Source organism: Streptomyces sp. NPDC006510 (assembly GCF_040611955.1).
Classification (GTDB): domain Bacteria; phylum Actinomycetota; class Actinomycetes; order Streptomycetales; family Streptomycetaceae; genus Streptomyces.
In genome coordinates this window covers 19,669-34,218 of record NZ_JBEXPH010000088.1, presented here as the reverse complement: position 1 = coordinate 34,218, position 14,550 = coordinate 19,669, and the positions used below count along the sequence as shown (strand labels likewise).

Below are 14,550 nucleotides of genomic sequence, written 5' to 3'. Positions count from 1 at the left end.
CAGCGCCGGTGCCAGCGCGGGCGCGAGTCCGGTGCGGCGGGAACGGTGCAGCAGCGCGGCCAGCACCCCGGACAGCCGGTCCTCGCCCGTCCGGCCCAGCGCGTCGAGGGCGTCGCCCATCGCGGCGGCGGCCCCGGCGTCCCCCGGGGCCGTGCCCGTGGCGGCGGCCAGTGCCGTCGCGTCGACCGGAGCCCCGGACCGTACGGCCCACAGGGCGGCGGCCGGGCCGAGCCCGTTCTCCACGACGGCGGCGTGCATCCAGTGCGTATCGGTCTGTACGTGGCCGGGCCGCACCCACTTGGCCACCAGGCGCCCGAACTCCGGTGCGCCGAAGCCGTCCACGGGCCGTACGACGTACCCCTCCTGCCGTCCGGTGTCCAGCTTCAGTGCCCGCAGCGCCTTCTCGGCGCGGGCGTCGAACACTCCGCGCCAGAGCACGGGCGGCACCGGTATCCCCAGGTCCCGCAGGAACGCCGCGGTCCGGTCCCAGTCCAGGCAGTGTTCCCCGTCCCAGACGGAGAAGCCGTAGAAGAAGCTCTCCAGGCCGTCGTACGGGATCGAGTGGCGCGCGAACATGTTCTCGCCGCACACCCGCCATCCATCGGGGATGCGGGCCCCGATCCGGCCCTGGAGCGCCTTCACCCAGCCCCGCGAGGGGTGGTGCGCGGAGTCGAGGGAGCGGGCGTGGAGCCCGTCGGCGTAGAGCGTGGTGTTCTCGCCGTCCAGCTTCTCGGTGACGACGACCTCGCGGCCGGCCAGCCCGGACAGATCCGCGGTCCGCACATCGTCCGAGGTGGCCCCGGGGGACCAGGGCAGATGCGCGGTGCGCGGATAGTGCGTACGCATGATCGATGCCCCTGGTGACGACGGATTTCCCGGCCGGTCACTCTAGGGCCTCTAGTCCGGATCATGCCGGGCTCGCGGGGGTGTACACCGCTCGACCCAATTACGATGAGGGCGCCCGGTACGGCTCCCGCTGCGCGCCCGCGTTTGACCGAGCGACCACGCGGGGTAGGATCCTCCGCCCGATTGGCCAGGCTCACGCCCCGTATGGCACACTGACCAGGTTGCTCGGTTGAGTGTCAATGCTGCGCGCCTCCCGCCGGGAGGACCGGAAGCGAGTCCCACAGTACTCGTCGATCCCTTGCGGGTCGGACGTACGGGAATCTTCCGGGAAGCGTCAGTGGGGCACCGGCCAGGCACCCGGTGGGTGTTTCGCCCCCGGTCCTGCGGTCCTCGGGCCCGCACCCCCTTGGTTGGGAAATCCTTCGGGAGATCTGCGTAGAGGGGATGCGACACGCCCGACCGCGTGGGTCGGAGGTGGAGTCATTAGAACTCCCGGGTTCCAGAGCGTTAGCGAGAGACAGGACTACTAGTAGCCATGGCGGGACAGAAGATCCGCATCCGGCTCAAGGCCTACGACCACGAGGTCATCGACTCCTCGGCGAAGAAGATCGTCGAGACGGTGACCCGCACTGGTGCGTCGGTCGCGGGCCCGGTGCCGCTGCCCACTGAGAAGAACGTGTACTGCGTCATCAAGTCGCCGCACAAGTACAAGGACTCGCGCGAGCACTTCGAGATGCGCACGCACAAGCGCCTCATCGACATCCTCGACCCCACGCCGAAGACGGTTGACTCGCTGATGCGTCTCGACCTGCCGGCCGGCGTCGACATCGAGATCAAGCTCTGAGGTGACGCGCGAGATGGCTAAGAACATTAAGGGCGTCCTGGGCGAGAAGCTCGGCATGACCCAGGTCTGGGACGAGAACAACCGGGTCGTCCCGGTGACCGTCGTCAAGGCCGGGCCCTGCGTCGTCACCCAGGTCCGCACCAACGACAACGACGGCTACGAGGCAGTCCAGATCGCCTTCGGCGAGATCGACCCCCGCAAGGTGAACAAGCCCCTCAAGGGCCACTTCGCCAAGGCCGACGTGACCCCGCGCCGCCACCTGGTGGAGCTCCGCACCCCTGACGCCAGCGAGTACACGCTGGGCCAGGAGGTCACTGCCGAGGTGTTCGAGTCCGGCGTCAAGGTTGACGTCACGGGCAAGAGCAAGGGCAAGGGCTTCGCCGGTGTGATGAAGCGTCACAACTTCAAGGGTGGCAAGGCGTCCCACGGTGCCCACCGTGTGCACCGTATGCCCGGCTCCATCGGTGGCTGTGCCACCCCCGGCCGTGTCTTCAAGGGCATGCGCATGGCGGGTCGCATGGGCAACGAGCGTGTCACCACCCAGAACCTGACCATCCACGCGGTTGACGCGGAGAAGGGTCTGCTCCTCATCAAGGGCGCAGTCCCCGGTCCGAACGGCGGCCTCGTCCTGGTCCGTACCGCGGCCAAGGGGGCTTGAGGTAATGAGCACCATTGACATCCTTTCGCCGGCAGGCGACAAGGCCGGTACCGTCGAGCTCCCCGCGGAGATCTTCGACGCGAAGACCAGCGTTCCGCTGATCCACCAGGTCGTTGTCGCCCAGCTGGCAGCTGCCCGTCAGGGCACGCACAAGACCAAGACCCGCGGCGAAGTCCGTGGTGGTGGCCGCAAGCCGTACCGCCAGAAGGGCACCGGCCGCGCGCGCCAGGGTTCGACCCGTGCGCCGCAGTTCGCCGGCGGTGGCGTCGTCCACGGCCCGCAGCCGCGTGACTACTCGCAGCGGACCCCGAAGAAGATGAAGGCCGCCGCCCTGCGCGGTGCCCTCTCCGACCGGGCACGCCACTCCCGCATCCACGTCGTCACCGGCGTGGTCGACGGTGCAGTCTCCACGAAGGCCGCCAAGACGCTGTTCGGCAAGATCTCGGAGCGCAAGAACCTGCTCCTGGTCGTCGACCGTGCCGACGAGGCCGCGTGGCTGTCCGCCCGCAACCTGCCCCAGGTGCACATCCTGGAGCCGGGCCAGCTGAACACGTACGACGTGATCGTCTCTGACGACGTGGTCTTCACCCAGGCCGCCTTCGAGTCCTTCGTGTCTGGCCCCCAGACCGCTGAGACCGAAGGGAGCGACGCCTGATGAGCGAGGCGACCGTTACCAGCAAGACCTACTCGGACCCGCGCGACGTTCTCGTCAAGCCGGTCGTGTCCGAGAAGAGCTACGCGCTGCTCGACGAGAACAAGTACACGTTCATCGTCGCGCCCGGCTCCAACAAGACCCAGATCAAGCAGGCCGTGGAAGCGGTCTTCTCGGTCAAGGTCACCGGGGTCAACACGATCAACCGGCAGGGCAAGCGCAAGCGCACCCGCACCGGTTTCGGCAAGCGCGCCGACACGAAGCGCGCCATCGTGACCCTCGCCGAGGGCGACCGTATCGACATCTTCGGCGGTCCGACCGCCTAAGGGCGGTCTGGATCGTCCGGAATCGGACGAGGACTGAGAAATGGGTATCCGCAAGTACAAGCCGACGACCCCGGGCCGTCGTGGCTCCAGCGTCGCCGACTTTGTCGAGATCACGCGGTCCACGCCGGAGAAGTCGCTGGTCCGCCCGCTGCACAGCAAGGGCGGCCGTAACAACGCCGGTCGTGTGACCGTTCGCCACCAGGGTGGTGGCCACAAGCGCGCCTACCGAGTGATCGACTTCCGTCGTCACGACAAGGACGGCGTGCCGGCCAAGGTCGCGCACATCGAGTACGACCCCAACCGCACCGCGCGCATCGCGCTCCTGCACTACGCGGACGGCGAGAAGCGCTACATCATCGCGCCGCGTGGCCTGACGCAGGGCGACCGTGTCGAGAACGGCCCGGCCGCCGACATCAAGCCCGGCAACAACCTGGCGCTGCGCAACATCCCGGTCGGTACGACCATCCACGCCATCGAGCTGCGGCCCGGCGGCGGCGCGAAGTTCGCCCGCTCCGCGGGTGCCTCCGTGCAGCTGCTGGCGAAGGAGGGCACCATGGCCCACCTTCGTATGCCGTCGGGTGAGATCCGCCTGGTCGACGCCCGCTGCCGCGCCACCATCGGTGAGGTCGGCAACGCCGAGCAGTCGAACATCAACTGGGGCAAGGCCGGCCGTATGCGCTGGAAGGGCGTTCGCCCGACCGTCCGCGGTGTCGCGATGAACCCGGTTGACCACCCGCACGGTGGTGGTGAGGGCAAGACCTCCGGTGGTCGCCACCCGGTCTCGCCGTGGGGTCAGAAGGAGGGTCGTACTCGTTCGCCGAAGAAGGCATCGAACAAGTACATCGTCCGCCGCCGCAAGACGAACAAGAAGCGCTAGGAGCGGGTTTAGATGCCGCGCAGTCTCAAGAAGGGGCCCTTCGTCGACGGCCACCTCATCAAGAAGGTGGACGCACAGAACGAGGCAGGCACCAAGAACGTCATCAAGACCTGGTCCCGTCGCTCGATGATCGTCCCGGCCATGCTGGGTCACACCATCGCGGTGCACAACGGCAAGATCCACGTCCCGGTGTTCGTCACCGAGTCGATGGTCGGCCACAAGCTCGGCGAGTTCTCGCCGACTCGCACCTTCCGCGGCCACGTCAAGGACGACCGGAAGTCGAAGCGCCGCTAACCGCGGGGTGGAAACGACTATGACTTACACCGAAGGGACAACCATGGAAGCCAGGGCCCAGGCGCGGTACATCCGCGTCACGCCCATGAAGGCCCGCCGCGTGGTGGACCTCATCCGTGGCATGGACGCCACGGAGGCTCAGGCGGTCCTGCGTTTCGCCCCGCAGGCCGCGAGCGTGCCGGTTGGCAAGGTGCTGGACAGCGCCATCGCCAACGCCGCACACAACTACGACCACACCGACGCCTCCACGCTGGTCATCAGCGAGGCGTACGTGGACGAGGGCCCGACCCTGAAGCGGTTCCGTCCGCGTGCTCAGGGCCGTGCCTACCGGATCCGTAAGCGGACCAGCCACATCACCGTGGTCGTCAGCAGCAAGGAAGGAACCCGGTAATGGGCCAGAAGGTAAACCCGCACGGGTTCCGGCTCGGCATTACCACGGACTTCAAGTCCCGTTGGTACGCCGACAAGCTGTACAAGGACTACGTCAAGGAAGACGTCGCCATTCGTCGCATGATGACGAAGGGCATGGAGCGGGCCGGCATCTCGAAGGTCGAGATCGAGCGCACCCGCGACCGCGTCCGCGTTGACATCCACACCGCCCGCCCGGGCATCGTCATCGGCCGCCGCGGCGCCGAGGCCGACCGCATCCGTGGCGAGCTGGAGAAGCTGACCGGCAAGCAGGTCCAGCTGAACATCCTCGAGGTCAAGAACCCCGAGGTGGACGCTCAGCTGGTGGCCCAGGCCGTCGCCGAGCAGCTCTCCTCCCGCGTCTCCTTCCGTCGCGCCATGCGCAAGAGCATGCAGAGCTCGATGAAGGCCGGCGCCAAGGGCATCAAGATCCAGTGCGGTGGCCGCCTCGGTGGCGCCGAGATGTCCCGCTCGGAGTTCTACCGCGAGGGCCGTGTGCCCCTGCACACGCTCCGCGCGAACGTCGACTACGGCTTCTTCGAGGCCAAGACGACCTTCGGCCGCATCGGTGTGAAGGTCTGGATCTACAAGGGCGACGTCAAGAACATCGCCGAGGTCCGCGCCGAGAACGCCGCTGCCCGCGCAGGCAACCGCCCGGCCCGTGGCGGCGCTGACCGTCCGGCCGGCCGTGGTGGCCGCGGTGGCGAGCGTGGCGGCCGCGGTCGCAAGCCGCAGCAGCAGTCGGCTCCGGCTGCCGAGGCCCCCAAGGCCGAGGCTCCCGCCGCTGCCGCTCCGGCTGCCGAGAGCACCGGAACGGAGGCCTGACCGAAATGCTGATCCCCCGTAGGGTCAAGCACCGCAAGCAGCACCACCCGAAGCGCAGCGGTATGTCCAAGGGTGGCACGCAGGTTGCGTTCGGCGAGTACGGCATCCAGGCGCTGACCCCGGCGTATGTGACGAACCGTCAGATCGAGGCAGCTCGTATCGCGATGACCCGTCACATCAAGCGTGGCGGCAAGGTCTGGATCAACATCTACCCGGACCGTCCCCTGACGAAGAAGCCGGCCGAGACCCGCATGGGTTCCGGTAAGGGTTCTCCCGAGTGGTGGATCGCGAACGTCAAGCCGGGTCGGGTGATGTTCGAGCTGTCCTACCCGAACGAGAAGATTGCTCGTGAGGCGCTTACCCGCGCTGCTCACAAGCTTCCGATGAAGTGCCGGATCGTTCGGCGCGAGGCAGGTGAGTCGTGATGTCGGCCGGTACCAAGGCGTCCGAGCTGCGCGAGCTGGGCAACGAGGAGCTCCTCAACAAGCTCCGCGAGGCCAAGGAAGAGCTGTTCAACCTCCGCTTCCAGGCGGCGACCGGGCAGCTCGAGAACCACGGCCGGCTCAAGTCCGTCCGTAAGGACATCGCCCGGATCTACACCCTGATGCGCGAGCGCGAGCTGGGCATCGAGACGGTGGAGAGCGCCTGATGAGCGAGAAGACTGTGACTGAGACGAACACCGACCGCGGTTTCCGCAAGACCCGTGAGGGCCTGGTCGTCAGCGACAAGATGGACAAGACCGTCGTCGTCGCTGTCGAGGACCGTGTCAAGCACGCGCTGTACGGCAAGGTCATCCGCCGTACGAACAAGCTCAAGGCGCACGACGAGCAGAACGCCGCCGGCGTCGGCGACCGCGTCCTCCTGATGGAGACCCGGCCGCTGTCCGCCACGAAGCGGTGGCGCGTCGTCGAGATCCTCGAGAAGGCCAAGTAATTCCTGAGGGGCATTCCCCTCAGGCAAGTTCCGCCAGGCTCGGCGGGGGCCCGCTCCGGTGACGGAGTGGCCCCCGCCGGGAACCGGCAGACGATCAGGAGATAGACGTGATCCAGCAGGAGTCGCGACTTCGCGTCGCCGACAACACGGGTGCGAAGGAAATCCTCACCATCCGTGTTCTCGGTGGTTCGGGTCGCCGCTACGCGGGCATCGGTGACGTCATCGTCGCCACCGTCAAGGACGCGATCCCCGGTGGCAACGTGAAGAAGGGTGACGTCGTCAAGGCCGTCATCGTTCGCACCGTCAAGGAGCGTCGCCGTCAGGATGGCTCGTACATCCGCTTCGACGAGAACGCCGCCGTCATTCTGAAGAACGACGGTGACCCCCGCGGCACCCGCATCTTCGGCCCGGTGGGCCGGGAACTGCGCGAGAAGAAGTTCATGAAGATCATCTCGCTCGCGCCGGAGGTGCTGTAAGCATGAAGATCAAGAAGGGCGACCTGGTTCAGGTCATCACCGGTAAGGACAAGGGCAAGCAGGGCAAGGTCATCGTGGCCTACCCCGCTCAGGACCGCGTCCTCGTCGAGGGTGTCAACCGGGTCAAGAAGCACACCAAGGCCGGTCAGACCGCTCGCGGTTCGCAGACCGGTGGCATCGTCACGACCGAGGCCCCCATCCACGTGAGCAACGTTCAGCTCGTCGTGGAGAAGGACGGCAACAAGGTCGTCACGCGCGTCGGTTACCGCTTCGACGACGAAGGCAACAAGATCCGCGTTGCCAAGCGGACGGGTGAGGACATCTGATGGCTACCACCACCACTCCGCGTCTGAAGACGAAGTACCGCGAGGAAATCGCCGGCAAGCTGCGTGAGGAGTTCTCGTACGAGAACGTCATGCAGATCCCCGGCCTGGTCAAGATCGTGGTCAACATGGGTGTGGGCGACGCCGCCCGCGACTCCAAGCTGATCGACGGCGCCGTGCGCGACCTCACCACGATCACCGGCCAGAAGCCGGCCGTCACCAAGGCCCGCAAGTCCATCGCGCAGTTCAAGCTGCGCGAGGGCCAGCCGATCGGCTGCCACGTCACCCTCCGTGGTGACCGGATGTGGGAGTTCCTGGACCGTACGCTGTCGCTCGCGCTGCCGCGTATCCGTGACTTCCGTGGCCTGTCGCCGAAGCAGTTCGACGGCCGTGGCAACTACACCTTCGGTCTCACGGAGCAGGTCATGTTCCACGAGATCGACCAGGACAAGATCGACCGGGTCCGGGGCATGGACATCACCGTGGTCACCACGGCGACCAATGACGACGAGGGTCGTGCCCTCCTTCGTCACCTCGGCTTCCCGTTCAAGGAGAACTGACCGTGGCGAAGAAGGCTCTGATCGCTAAGGCCGCCCGTAAGCCGAAGTTCGGCGTTCGCGGGTACACCCGCTGCCAGCGCTGCGGCCGGCCCCACTCCGTCTACCGCAAGTTCGGCCTGTGCCGCGTGTGCCTTCGTGAGATGGCTCACCGTGGCGAGCTGCCGGGCGTGACCAAGAGCTCCTGGTAATTCTCCTTCGCCCTCCGGGCGTTGGGAATTGACGGAAGCTCTCGGTAAGCATCTGGTCGGCAGGAGCCCGCCCTCACATGCCGTAGGCTTGTGGGGTTGGGCGCCTGCCGCCCAAGACCGACTTACTACGCCGTAGGTCCCCGCACCGCACCCGTCCTGCCTCTGAGTGGGGAGAGGGATGGCGCATACAGGAAACCCCGGCGAGAGAGGCCGAAGGCCAATTCATGACCATGACTGATCCCATCGCAGACATGCTCACGCGTCTGCGTAACGCGAACTCGGCGTACCACGACTCCGTCGTGATGCCGCACAGCAAGATCAAGTCGCACATCGCGGAGATCCTCCAGCAGGAGGGCTTCATCACCGGCTGGAAGGTCGAGGACGCCGAGGTCGGCAAGAACCTCGTCCTCGAGCTGAAGTTCGGCCCGAACCGCGAGCGCTCGATCGCCGGCATCAAGCGAATCTCGAAGCCGGGTCTGCGTGTATACGCAAAGTCCACCAACCTGCCGAAGGTCCTCGGCGGCCTGGGCGTGGCGATCATCTCCACGTCCCACGGTCTCCTGACCGGCCAGCAGGCCAGCAAGAAGGGCGTAGGTGGGGAAGTCCTCGCCTACGTCTGGTAGTCGGGAACGGAGGAATAGCTCATGTCGCGAATCGGCAAGCTCCCCATCCAGGTTCCCGCCGGTGTGGACGTCACCATCGATGGCCGCACGGTCGCGGTGAAGGGGCCCAAGGGCACCCTCTCGCACACCGTCGCGTCGCCGATCGAGGTCACCAAGGGTGAGGACGGCTTCCTCAGCGTCACCCGCCCGAACGACGAGCGTCAGAACAAGGCCCTTCACGGCCTGTCCCGCACGCTGGTGGCGAACATGATCACCGGTGTGACCCAGGGATACACCAAGGCGCTCGAGATCAGTGGTGTCGGTTACCGCGTCCAGGCGAAGGGCTCCAACCTGGAGTTCGCCCTGGGCTACAGCCACCCGATCCTGATCGAGGCCCCGGAGGGCATCACCTTCAAGGTGGAGTCCCCCACGAAGTTCTCCGTCGAGGGCATCGACAAGCAGAAGGTCGGCGAGACCGCGGCCAAGATCCGCAAGCTGCGGAAGCCTGACCCGTACAAGGCCAAGGGCGTCAAGTACGCCGGCGAGGTCATCCGCCGCAAGGTCGGAAAGGCTGGTAAGTAGCCATGGCATACGGCGTGAAGATCGCCAAGGGCGACGCCTACAAGCGTGCCGCCCTCAAGCGTCGCCACATCCGTGTCCGCAAGCACATCTCCGGTTCGCCGGAGCGTCCGCGCTTGGTCGTGACGCGGTCCAACCGCCACATGGTCGCTCAGGTCATCGACGACATCGCGGGCCACACGCTCGCGTCGGCGTCGACCCTGGACGTCTCCATCCGTGGTGGCGAGGGCGACAAGAGCACCCAGGCCAAGCAGGTCGGCGCCCTGGTCGCTGAGCGCGCCAAGGCCGCAGGCGTCGAGGCCGTCGTGTTTGACCGCGGTGGTAACCAGTACGCCGGGCGGATTGCCGCTCTGGCTGACGCCGCCCGTGAAGCCGGTCTGAAGTTCTGAGCCCGGTTCCTACGCACAGCGGACGTAACAGAGAGAGGTAAATCCAATGGCTGGACCCCAGCGCCGCGGAAGCGGTGCCGGTGGCGGCGAGCGGCGGGACCGGAAGGGCCGTGACGGCGGCGCAGCTGCCGCCGAGAAGACCGCGTACGTTGAGCGCGTTGTCGCGATCAACCGCGTCGCCAAGGTTGTGAAGGGTGGTCGTCGCTTCAGCTTCACCGCGCTGGTCGTGGTGGGCGATGGTGACGGCACCGTCGGTGTCGGCTACGGCAAGGCCAAGGAAGTTCCCGCGGCCATCGCCAAGGGTGTGGAAGAAGCCAAGAAGAACTTCTTCAAGGTTCCGCGCATCCAGGGCACCATTCCTCACCCGATCCAGGGCGAGAAGGCCGCGGGCGTCGTCCTGCTGAAGCCTGCTTCCCCCGGTACCGGTGTTATCGCCGGTGGCCCGGTGCGCGCCGTTCTGGAGTGCGCCGGCGTTCACGACATCCTGTCGAAGTCGCTCGGCTCCGACAACGCGATCAACATCGTGCACGCGACCGTGGCGGCCCTCAAGGGCCTGCAGCGTCCCGAGGAGATCGCGGCCCGCCGCGGTCTGCCGCTCGAGGACGTCGCCCCCGCGGCCCTGCTTCGTGCACGTGCGGGAGCGGGTGCGTAATGGCTCGCCTCAAGATCACGCAGACGAAGTCGTACATCGGCAGCAAGCAGAACCACCGCGACACCCTTCGTTCGCTCGGGCTGAAGCGCCTGCACGACGTGGTTGTCAAGGAGGACCGTCCCGAGTTCCGCGGAATGGTGCACACCGTCCGCCACCTCGTGACGGTTGAGGAGGTCGACTGACATGGCGGAGAACAAGCCGCTGAAGGCCCATGACCTCCGGCCCGCCCCGGGCGCCAAGACCGCCAAGACCCGTGTGGGTCGTGGTGAGGCGTCCAAGGGTAAGACCGCCGGTCGTGGCACCAAGGGCACCAAGGCCCGTTACCAGGTTCCGGAGCGCTTCGAGGGTGGGCAGATGCCCCTCCACATGCGTCTCCCGAAGCTCAAGGGCTTCAAGAACCCGTTCCGCACCGAGTACCAGGTCGTGAACCTGGACAAGCTCGCGACGCTCTACCCCGAGGGTGGAGAGGTCACCGTGGCCGACCTGGTCGCCAAGGGTGCGGTGCGCAACAACCACCTCGTCAAGGTCCTCGGACAGGGCGAGATCTCCGTGGCGCTGCAGGTTTCGGTTGACGCCGTCTCCGGCTCCGCCAAGGAGAAGATTGCCGCCGCGGGCGGCACCGTCACCGAGCTCGTCTGAGACAACTCGATGGCTTGAACATCCGACCGGGGATGCCTCTCATATGGGGCATCCCCGGTTGGTCGTTCCTTGGGGGGCATGGTCGCCGGTAAGGTGGCGTGCGTCGTTGTGTGGTAACCCCTGGGCGCCCGCCCGGGGACCTTTGACTGTTTACGTATTCGTCGATCCTCAAGACCGTCACCTCTACGCATTGCGCGGGGGTCGCAGGAGGCACCGTGCTCACCGCGTTCGCCCGGGCGTTCAAGACGCCCGACCTGCGCAAGAAGCTGCTCTTCACGCTCGGCATCATCGTGCTCTACCGGCTCGGGGCGCACATCCCGGTACCGGGAGTGAGCTACGAGAACGTCCAGACCTGTGTTGATCAGGCCAGCAAGGGCAACAACAGCCTCTTCGGCCTGGTGAACATGTTCAGCGGTGGTGCACTGCTGCAGATCACGATCTTCGCGCTCGGCATCATGCCGTACATCACGGCCAGCATCATTCTTCAGCTGCTGACCGTGGTCATCCCCCGACTCGAGGCACTCAAGAAGGAGGGGCAGTCCGGCCAGGCGAAGATCACGCAGTACACGCGTTATCTGACCGTCGCGCTCGCCATCCTCCAGGGCACCGGCCTGGTGGCCACCGCCACCAGTGGCGCCCTCTTCAGCGGCTGCCCGGTCGCCGACCAGATCGTTCCGAACCAGTCGATCTTCACGACCATCGTGATGGTCATCACGATGACCGCGGGTACCGCGGCCGTCATGTGGCTCGGTGAGCTCATCACCGACCGCGGCATCGGTAACGGCATGTCGATCCTGATGTTCATCTCGATCGCCGCCAGCTTCCCCGGTGCCCTGTGGGCCATCAAGACCAGCGGCAAGCTGGCCGACGGCTGGATCGAGTTCGGCACCGTCATCCTGATCGGCTTCGTGATGGTGGGCCTCGTCGTCTTCGTCGAGCAGGCCCAGCGCCGTATCCCGGTGCAGTACGCGAAGCGCATGATCGGCCGCAGGTCGTACGGCGGTACCTCGACGTACATTCCGCTGAAGGTCAATCAGGCGGGTGTGATTCCCGTCATCTTCGCTTCTTCGCTGCTCTACATCCCCGCCCTGATCGTCCAGTTCTCCAACTCCACTGCGGGCTGGGCGACCTGGATCAAGGACAACTTCGTCAAGGGCGACCACCCGTACTACATCACGACGTACTTCCTGTTGATCGTTTTCTTCGCCTTCTTCTATGTGGCGATTTCGTTCAACCCCGAGGAAGTCGCCGACAACATGAAGAAGTATGGTGGCTTCATCCCGGGTATCCGGGCTGGTCGACCTACTGCCGAGTACCTGAGCTACGTGCTCAACAGGATCACTTGGCCGGGCTCGCTGTACCTGGGTCTGATCGCTCTTGTGCCGACGATGGCGTTGGCAGGCTTCGGCGGCGCTAACCAGAACTTCCCCTTCGGCGGGACGAGCATCCTCATCATCGTGGGTGTGGGTCTGGAGACCGTGAAGCAGATCGAGAGTCAGCTCCAGCAGCGCAATTACGAAGGGTTCCTCCGCTGATGCGAATCGTCCTCGTCGGGCCGCCCGGTGCCGGCAAGGGAACGCAGGCTGCGTACCTTGCCAAGAACCTGTCGATTCCGCAGATCTCCACGGGCGATCTCTTCCGCGCCAACATCAGCCAGGGCACCGACCTTGGCAAGCAGGCCCGCGCCTTCATGGACGCTGGCCAGTTGGTGCCGGACGAGGTCACCATCGGGATGGCCAAGGACCGCATGTCCCAGCCGGACGCCGAGAACGGCTTCCTGCTGGACGGCTTCCCGCGCAACGTGGGTCAGGCCGAGGCTCTTGACGCCATGCTCAAGGACGAGGGCACCAAGCTCGACGCGGTCCTGGACCTGGAGGTCCCCGAGGACGAGGTGGTCAAGCGCATCGCCGGCCGCCGGATCTGCCGGAACGACGGCTCGCACGTCTTCCACGTGACGTACAACCCGCCGCAGGCCGAGGGCGTCTGCGACGTCTGCGGCGGCGAGCTGTACCAGCGCGACGACGACACCGAGGACACGGTTCGTACCCGGCTGGAGGTCTACCACACGCAGACCGAGCCGATCATCGATTACTACCGGGCTCAGAACCTGGTGGTCACCATCTCCGCGCTCGGCAAGGTCACCGATGTGACCGAGCGGGCGATGGAGGCTCTCAAGTCCGCCAAGGGCTGAGCGAAACACCCGCAGTACTTGTGCAGTCGGCCGCGGCGTCCATGGGCGCCGCGGCCGACTGCTTGCGCCGTATCGTTGTTCGAGTACGCCGCAGACATCACCGTTCGATGCAGTCCGATGCAGAGAGGCGCCGCGCAATGGTGCAGATCAAGACCCCCGAGCAGATCGCGAAGATGCGCGAGGCGGGGCTGGTGGTCGCTGCCATTCACGCGGCCACCCGTGAGGCGGCGGTGCCCGGCGCCACCACGCTCGACCTGGACCAGGTCGCCCGCAAGGTGATCGCCGATCACGGTGCGAAGTCGAACTTCCTCGGCTACGGCGGGTTCCCCGCGACCATCTGCACCTCGGTCAACGAGGTCGTCGTCCACGGCATCCCGGACGACAAGACCGTCCTCAAGGACGGCGACATCATCTCCATCGACGCCGGCGCGATCGTCGACGGCTGGCACGGCGACGCCGCGTACACGGCCTTCGTGGGTACCGGACACGCTCCGGAGCTGGTCGAGCTCTCCCGGGTGACCGAGGAGTCCATGTGGGCCGGTATCGCCGCGATGAAGGTGAACAACCGCCTCGTCGACATCTCGAAGGCGATCGAGTCCTACATCCGCCGCCAGCCCCGCCCCGCCACCGGCAAGTACGGGATCATCGAGGACTACGGCGGCCACGGCATCGGCACCGAGATGCACATGGACCCGCACCTGCTGAACTATGTCGCCCGCAAGCGCGGCAAGGGCATCAAGCTCGTTCCCGGCGTCTGCCTGGCCATCGAGCCGATGGTCTCGCTCGGTACGGCGCAGACCGAGGTGCTCCAGGACGACTGGACCGTCATCACGACGGACGGCACCTGGTCCTCCCACTGGGAGCACTCGATCGCCCTCACCGAGCAGGGCCCCCTGGTCCTGACCGCCCCCGACTGCGGCCGGGCGAAGCTGGCGCAGTACGGGATCGAGGCGGCGCCGGATCCGCTGGGCTGAGCGGCACGCCGCCGGGCGGAGCCCGGCGCAGCCGGCCGAAGCCTGTGAGGCGCTCCGGCGCCGAACCCGCGAGGGCTGCGTGAAGGAGGGGTCGGGATCGAGGCGGCGCCGGATCCGCTGGGCTGAGCGGCACGCCGCCGGGCGGAGCCCGGCGCAGCCGGCCGAAGCCTGTGCTGGGCTGATGGGGCCGGGTGATTTGACCTGCTTGCGCAGGTCTAAGGATCTCCTCGGGTGGGCAAACTTGACGGATTCGTCTTTTGAGGTCCGCTGACGTAGACTGACTCGTCGGCTGTCGTGCATCAGTGTGTCCGCAT

25 protein-coding genes are annotated in these 14,550 nt (G+C 66.4%); 24 read left to right on the top strand and 1 reads right to left on the bottom strand.

Going from position 1 to position 14,550, the window contains the following annotated elements:
* A partial coding sequence (locus ABZY11_RS24955; RefSeq protein WP_356481265.1) for an RNA ligase family protein occupies nt 1–846 on the bottom strand: 846 nt, incomplete at its 3' end.
* 535 nt (nt 847–1,381) lie between these two features.
* Between ABZY11_RS24955 and rpsJ the strand changes: the two genes are divergently transcribed.
* The 24 genes from rpsJ (at nt 1,382) to map (ending at nt 14,236) form a co-directional block, all read left to right on the top strand.
* Nucleotides 1,382–1,690 (top strand): 30S ribosomal protein S10, encoded by a 309-nt coding sequence (gene rpsJ, locus ABZY11_RS24950; protein WP_003948644.1) that lies wholly within the window; start codon nt 1,382–1,384, stop codon nt 1,688–1,690.
* Between the two features lie 13 nt (nt 1,691–1,703).
* Nucleotides 1,704–2,348: a 50S ribosomal protein L3 gene (gene rplC, locus ABZY11_RS24945; protein WP_072485542.1), complete on the top strand. Its 645-nt coding sequence runs from the start codon at nt 1,704–1,706 to the stop codon at nt 2,346–2,348.
* Nucleotides 2,349–2,352: 4 nt separating this feature from the next.
* Nucleotides 2,353–3,003: a 50S ribosomal protein L4 gene (rplD, locus tag ABZY11_RS24940; RefSeq protein WP_093540763.1), complete on the top strand. Its 651-nt coding sequence runs from the start codon at nt 2,353–2,355 to the stop codon at nt 3,001–3,003.
* Nucleotides 3,003–3,326 (top strand): 50S ribosomal protein L23, encoded by a 324-nt coding sequence (gene rplW / locus ABZY11_RS24935; protein WP_189544130.1) that lies wholly within the window; start codon nt 3,003–3,005, stop codon nt 3,324–3,326. Before rplD ends, rplW begins: the two co-directional genes overlap by 1 nt.
* A 40-nt stretch (nt 3,327–3,366) precedes the next feature.
* Nucleotides 3,367–4,203, top strand: coding sequence for a 50S ribosomal protein L2 (gene rplB / locus ABZY11_RS24930; RefSeq protein WP_124716938.1), 837 nt, complete (start codon nt 3,367–3,369; stop codon nt 4,201–4,203).
* Between the two features lie 12 nt (nt 4,204–4,215).
* On the top strand, nt 4,216–4,497 hold the full coding sequence (rpsS, locus tag ABZY11_RS24925; protein ID WP_283853425.1) for a 30S ribosomal protein S19: 282 nt from the start codon (nt 4,216–4,218) through the stop codon (nt 4,495–4,497).
* Between the two features lie 43 nt (nt 4,498–4,540).
* Nucleotides 4,541–4,888 carry a 50S ribosomal protein L22 gene (gene rplV, locus ABZY11_RS24920; RefSeq protein WP_009997296.1) on the top strand — a complete coding sequence of 116 codons (348 nt, stop codon included), beginning with the start codon at nt 4,541–4,543 and terminating at the stop codon, nt 4,886–4,888.
* On the top strand, nt 4,888–5,730 hold the full coding sequence (gene rpsC / locus ABZY11_RS24915) for a 30S ribosomal protein S3 (protein ID WP_093540760.1): 843 nt from the start codon (nt 4,888–4,890) through the stop codon (nt 5,728–5,730). Before rplV ends, rpsC begins: the two co-directional genes overlap by 1 nt.
* 5 nt (nt 5,731–5,735) lie before the next feature.
* A complete protein-coding gene (gene rplP, locus ABZY11_RS24910) occupies nt 5,736–6,155 on the top strand; it encodes a 50S ribosomal protein L16 (protein ID WP_014047785.1) in 420 nt (139 codons plus the stop codon).
* Entirely contained in the window at nt 6,155–6,379 is a 225-nt protein-coding gene (rpmC, locus tag ABZY11_RS24905) for a 50S ribosomal protein L29 (RefSeq protein WP_015035581.1), read from the top strand. Before rplP ends, rpmC begins: the two co-directional genes overlap by 1 nt.
* Nucleotides 6,379–6,663: a 30S ribosomal protein S17 gene (gene rpsQ, locus ABZY11_RS24900; protein ID WP_030977953.1), complete on the top strand. Its 285-nt coding sequence runs from the start codon at nt 6,379–6,381 to the stop codon at nt 6,661–6,663. The genes rpmC and rpsQ overlap by 1 nt, the downstream gene beginning before the upstream one ends.
* 107 nt (nt 6,664–6,770) lie before the next feature.
* The gene (gene rplN / locus ABZY11_RS24895; protein WP_003966950.1) at nt 6,771–7,139 is read left to right on the top strand and encodes a 50S ribosomal protein L14; all 369 of its coding nucleotides are present in this window, start codon (nt 6,771–6,773) and stop codon (nt 7,137–7,139) included.
* A gap of 2 nt (nt 7,140–7,141) precedes the next feature.
* The gene (gene rplX, locus ABZY11_RS24890; RefSeq protein ID WP_003966949.1) at nt 7,142–7,465 is read left to right on the top strand and encodes a 50S ribosomal protein L24; all 324 of its coding nucleotides are present in this window, start codon (nt 7,142–7,144) and stop codon (nt 7,463–7,465) included.
* Nucleotides 7,465–8,022 (top strand): 50S ribosomal protein L5, encoded by a 558-nt coding sequence (rplE, locus tag ABZY11_RS24885; protein ID WP_189544134.1) that lies wholly within the window; start codon nt 7,465–7,467, stop codon nt 8,020–8,022. The genes rplX and rplE overlap by 1 nt, the downstream gene beginning before the upstream one ends.
* Before the next feature lie 2 nt (nt 8,023–8,024).
* Nucleotides 8,025–8,210 (top strand): type Z 30S ribosomal protein S14, encoded by a 186-nt coding sequence (locus tag ABZY11_RS24880; protein ID WP_003948630.1) that lies wholly within the window; start codon nt 8,025–8,027, stop codon nt 8,208–8,210.
* Between the two features lie 224 nt (nt 8,211–8,434).
* A complete protein-coding gene (gene rpsH, locus ABZY11_RS24875) occupies nt 8,435–8,833 on the top strand; it encodes a 30S ribosomal protein S8 (RefSeq protein WP_037688013.1) in 399 nt (132 codons plus the stop codon).
* A gap of 21 nt (nt 8,834–8,854) precedes the next feature.
* Complete coding sequence (gene rplF, locus ABZY11_RS24870; RefSeq protein ID WP_093540757.1) at nt 8,855–9,394, top strand: 50S ribosomal protein L6; 540 nt, start codon at nt 8,855–8,857, stop codon at nt 9,392–9,394.
* A 2-nt stretch (nt 9,395–9,396) separates the two neighbouring features.
* On the top strand, nt 9,397–9,780 hold the full coding sequence (gene rplR, locus ABZY11_RS24865; RefSeq protein ID WP_093540756.1) for a 50S ribosomal protein L18: 384 nt from the start codon (nt 9,397–9,399) through the stop codon (nt 9,778–9,780).
* A 46-nt stretch (nt 9,781–9,826) separates the two neighbouring features.
* Nucleotides 9,827–10,432, top strand: coding sequence for a 30S ribosomal protein S5 (gene rpsE, locus ABZY11_RS24860; RefSeq protein WP_030914151.1), 606 nt, complete (start codon nt 9,827–9,829; stop codon nt 10,430–10,432).
* Nucleotides 10,432–10,614 carry a 50S ribosomal protein L30 gene (gene rpmD / locus ABZY11_RS24855; RefSeq protein WP_018550611.1) on the top strand — a complete coding sequence of 61 codons (183 nt, stop codon included), beginning with the start codon at nt 10,432–10,434 and terminating at the stop codon, nt 10,612–10,614. Before rpsE ends, rpmD begins: the two co-directional genes overlap by 1 nt.
* A 1-nt stretch (nt 10,615) precedes the next feature.
* Entirely contained in the window at nt 10,616–11,071 is a 456-nt protein-coding gene (gene rplO, locus ABZY11_RS24850) for a 50S ribosomal protein L15 (RefSeq protein ID WP_018550610.1), read from the top strand.
* Nucleotides 11,072–11,286: 215 nt separating this feature from the next.
* Nucleotides 11,287–12,606 carry a preprotein translocase subunit SecY gene (gene secY / locus ABZY11_RS24845; RefSeq protein WP_356481264.1) on the top strand — a complete coding sequence of 440 codons (1,320 nt, stop codon included), beginning with the start codon at nt 11,287–11,289 and terminating at the stop codon, nt 12,604–12,606.
* Nucleotides 12,606–13,262, top strand: a complete 657-nt coding sequence (locus tag ABZY11_RS24840; protein WP_356481263.1) for an adenylate kinase — start codon at nt 12,606–12,608, stop codon at nt 13,260–13,262. Before secY ends, ABZY11_RS24840 begins: the two co-directional genes overlap by 1 nt.
* A gap of 137 nt (nt 13,263–13,399) precedes the next feature.
* On the top strand, nt 13,400–14,236 hold the full coding sequence (gene map / locus ABZY11_RS24835) for a type I methionyl aminopeptidase (RefSeq protein WP_356481262.1): 837 nt from the start codon (nt 13,400–13,402) through the stop codon (nt 14,234–14,236).
* Nucleotides 14,237–14,550 lie beyond the last annotated feature (314 nt).

Bases quoted from the DNA above. Each gene is read 5' to 3' on its own strand.
- rplE (WP_189544134.1), top strand. From the start codon at position 7,465: ATGGCTACCACCACCACTCCGCGTCTGAAGACGAAGTACCGCGAGGAA.
- rplV (WP_009997296.1), top strand. From the start codon at position 4,541: ATGGAAGCCAGGGCCCAGGCGCGGTACATCCGCGTCACGCCCATGAAG.
- rplW (WP_189544130.1), top strand. From the start codon at position 3,003: ATGAGCGAGGCGACCGTTACCAGCAAGACCTACTCGGACCCGCGCGAC.
- ABZY11_RS24840 (WP_356481263.1), top strand. From the start codon at position 12,606: ATGCGAATCGTCCTCGTCGGGCCGCCCGGTGCCGGCAAGGGAACGCAG.
- rpsE (WP_030914151.1), top strand. From the start codon at position 9,827: ATGGCTGGACCCCAGCGCCGCGGAAGCGGTGCCGGTGGCGGCGAGCGG.
- rplP (WP_014047785.1), top strand. From the start codon at position 5,736: ATGCTGATCCCCCGTAGGGTCAAGCACCGCAAGCAGCACCACCCGAAG.
- rplF (WP_093540757.1), top strand. From the start codon at position 8,855: ATGTCGCGAATCGGCAAGCTCCCCATCCAGGTTCCCGCCGGTGTGGAC.
- rpmD (WP_018550611.1), top strand. From the start codon at position 10,432: ATGGCTCGCCTCAAGATCACGCAGACGAAGTCGTACATCGGCAGCAAG.
- rpmC (WP_015035581.1), top strand. From the start codon at position 6,155: ATGTCGGCCGGTACCAAGGCGTCCGAGCTGCGCGAGCTGGGCAACGAG.
- rplO (WP_018550610.1), top strand. From the start codon at position 10,616: ATGGCGGAGAACAAGCCGCTGAAGGCCCATGACCTCCGGCCCGCCCCG.
- rpsQ (WP_030977953.1), top strand. From the start codon at position 6,379: ATGAGCGAGAAGACTGTGACTGAGACGAACACCGACCGCGGTTTCCGC.
- map (WP_356481262.1), top strand. From the start codon at position 13,400: ATGGTGCAGATCAAGACCCCCGAGCAGATCGCGAAGATGCGCGAGGCG.
- rplC (WP_072485542.1), top strand. From the start codon at position 1,704: ATGGCTAAGAACATTAAGGGCGTCCTGGGCGAGAAGCTCGGCATGACC.
- rpsS (WP_283853425.1), top strand. From the start codon at position 4,216: ATGCCGCGCAGTCTCAAGAAGGGGCCCTTCGTCGACGGCCACCTCATC.
- rpsJ (WP_003948644.1), top strand. From the start codon at position 1,382: ATGGCGGGACAGAAGATCCGCATCCGGCTCAAGGCCTACGACCACGAG.
- rpsC (WP_093540760.1), top strand. From the start codon at position 4,888: ATGGGCCAGAAGGTAAACCCGCACGGGTTCCGGCTCGGCATTACCACG.
- rplB (WP_124716938.1), top strand. From the start codon at position 3,367: ATGGGTATCCGCAAGTACAAGCCGACGACCCCGGGCCGTCGTGGCTCC.
- rplD (WP_093540763.1), top strand. From the start codon at position 2,353: ATGAGCACCATTGACATCCTTTCGCCGGCAGGCGACAAGGCCGGTACC.
- rplX (WP_003966949.1), top strand. From the start codon at position 7,142: ATGAAGATCAAGAAGGGCGACCTGGTTCAGGTCATCACCGGTAAGGAC.
- rplR (WP_093540756.1), top strand. From the start codon at position 9,397: ATGGCATACGGCGTGAAGATCGCCAAGGGCGACGCCTACAAGCGTGCC.
- rpsH (WP_037688013.1), top strand. From the start codon at position 8,435: ATGACCATGACTGATCCCATCGCAGACATGCTCACGCGTCTGCGTAAC.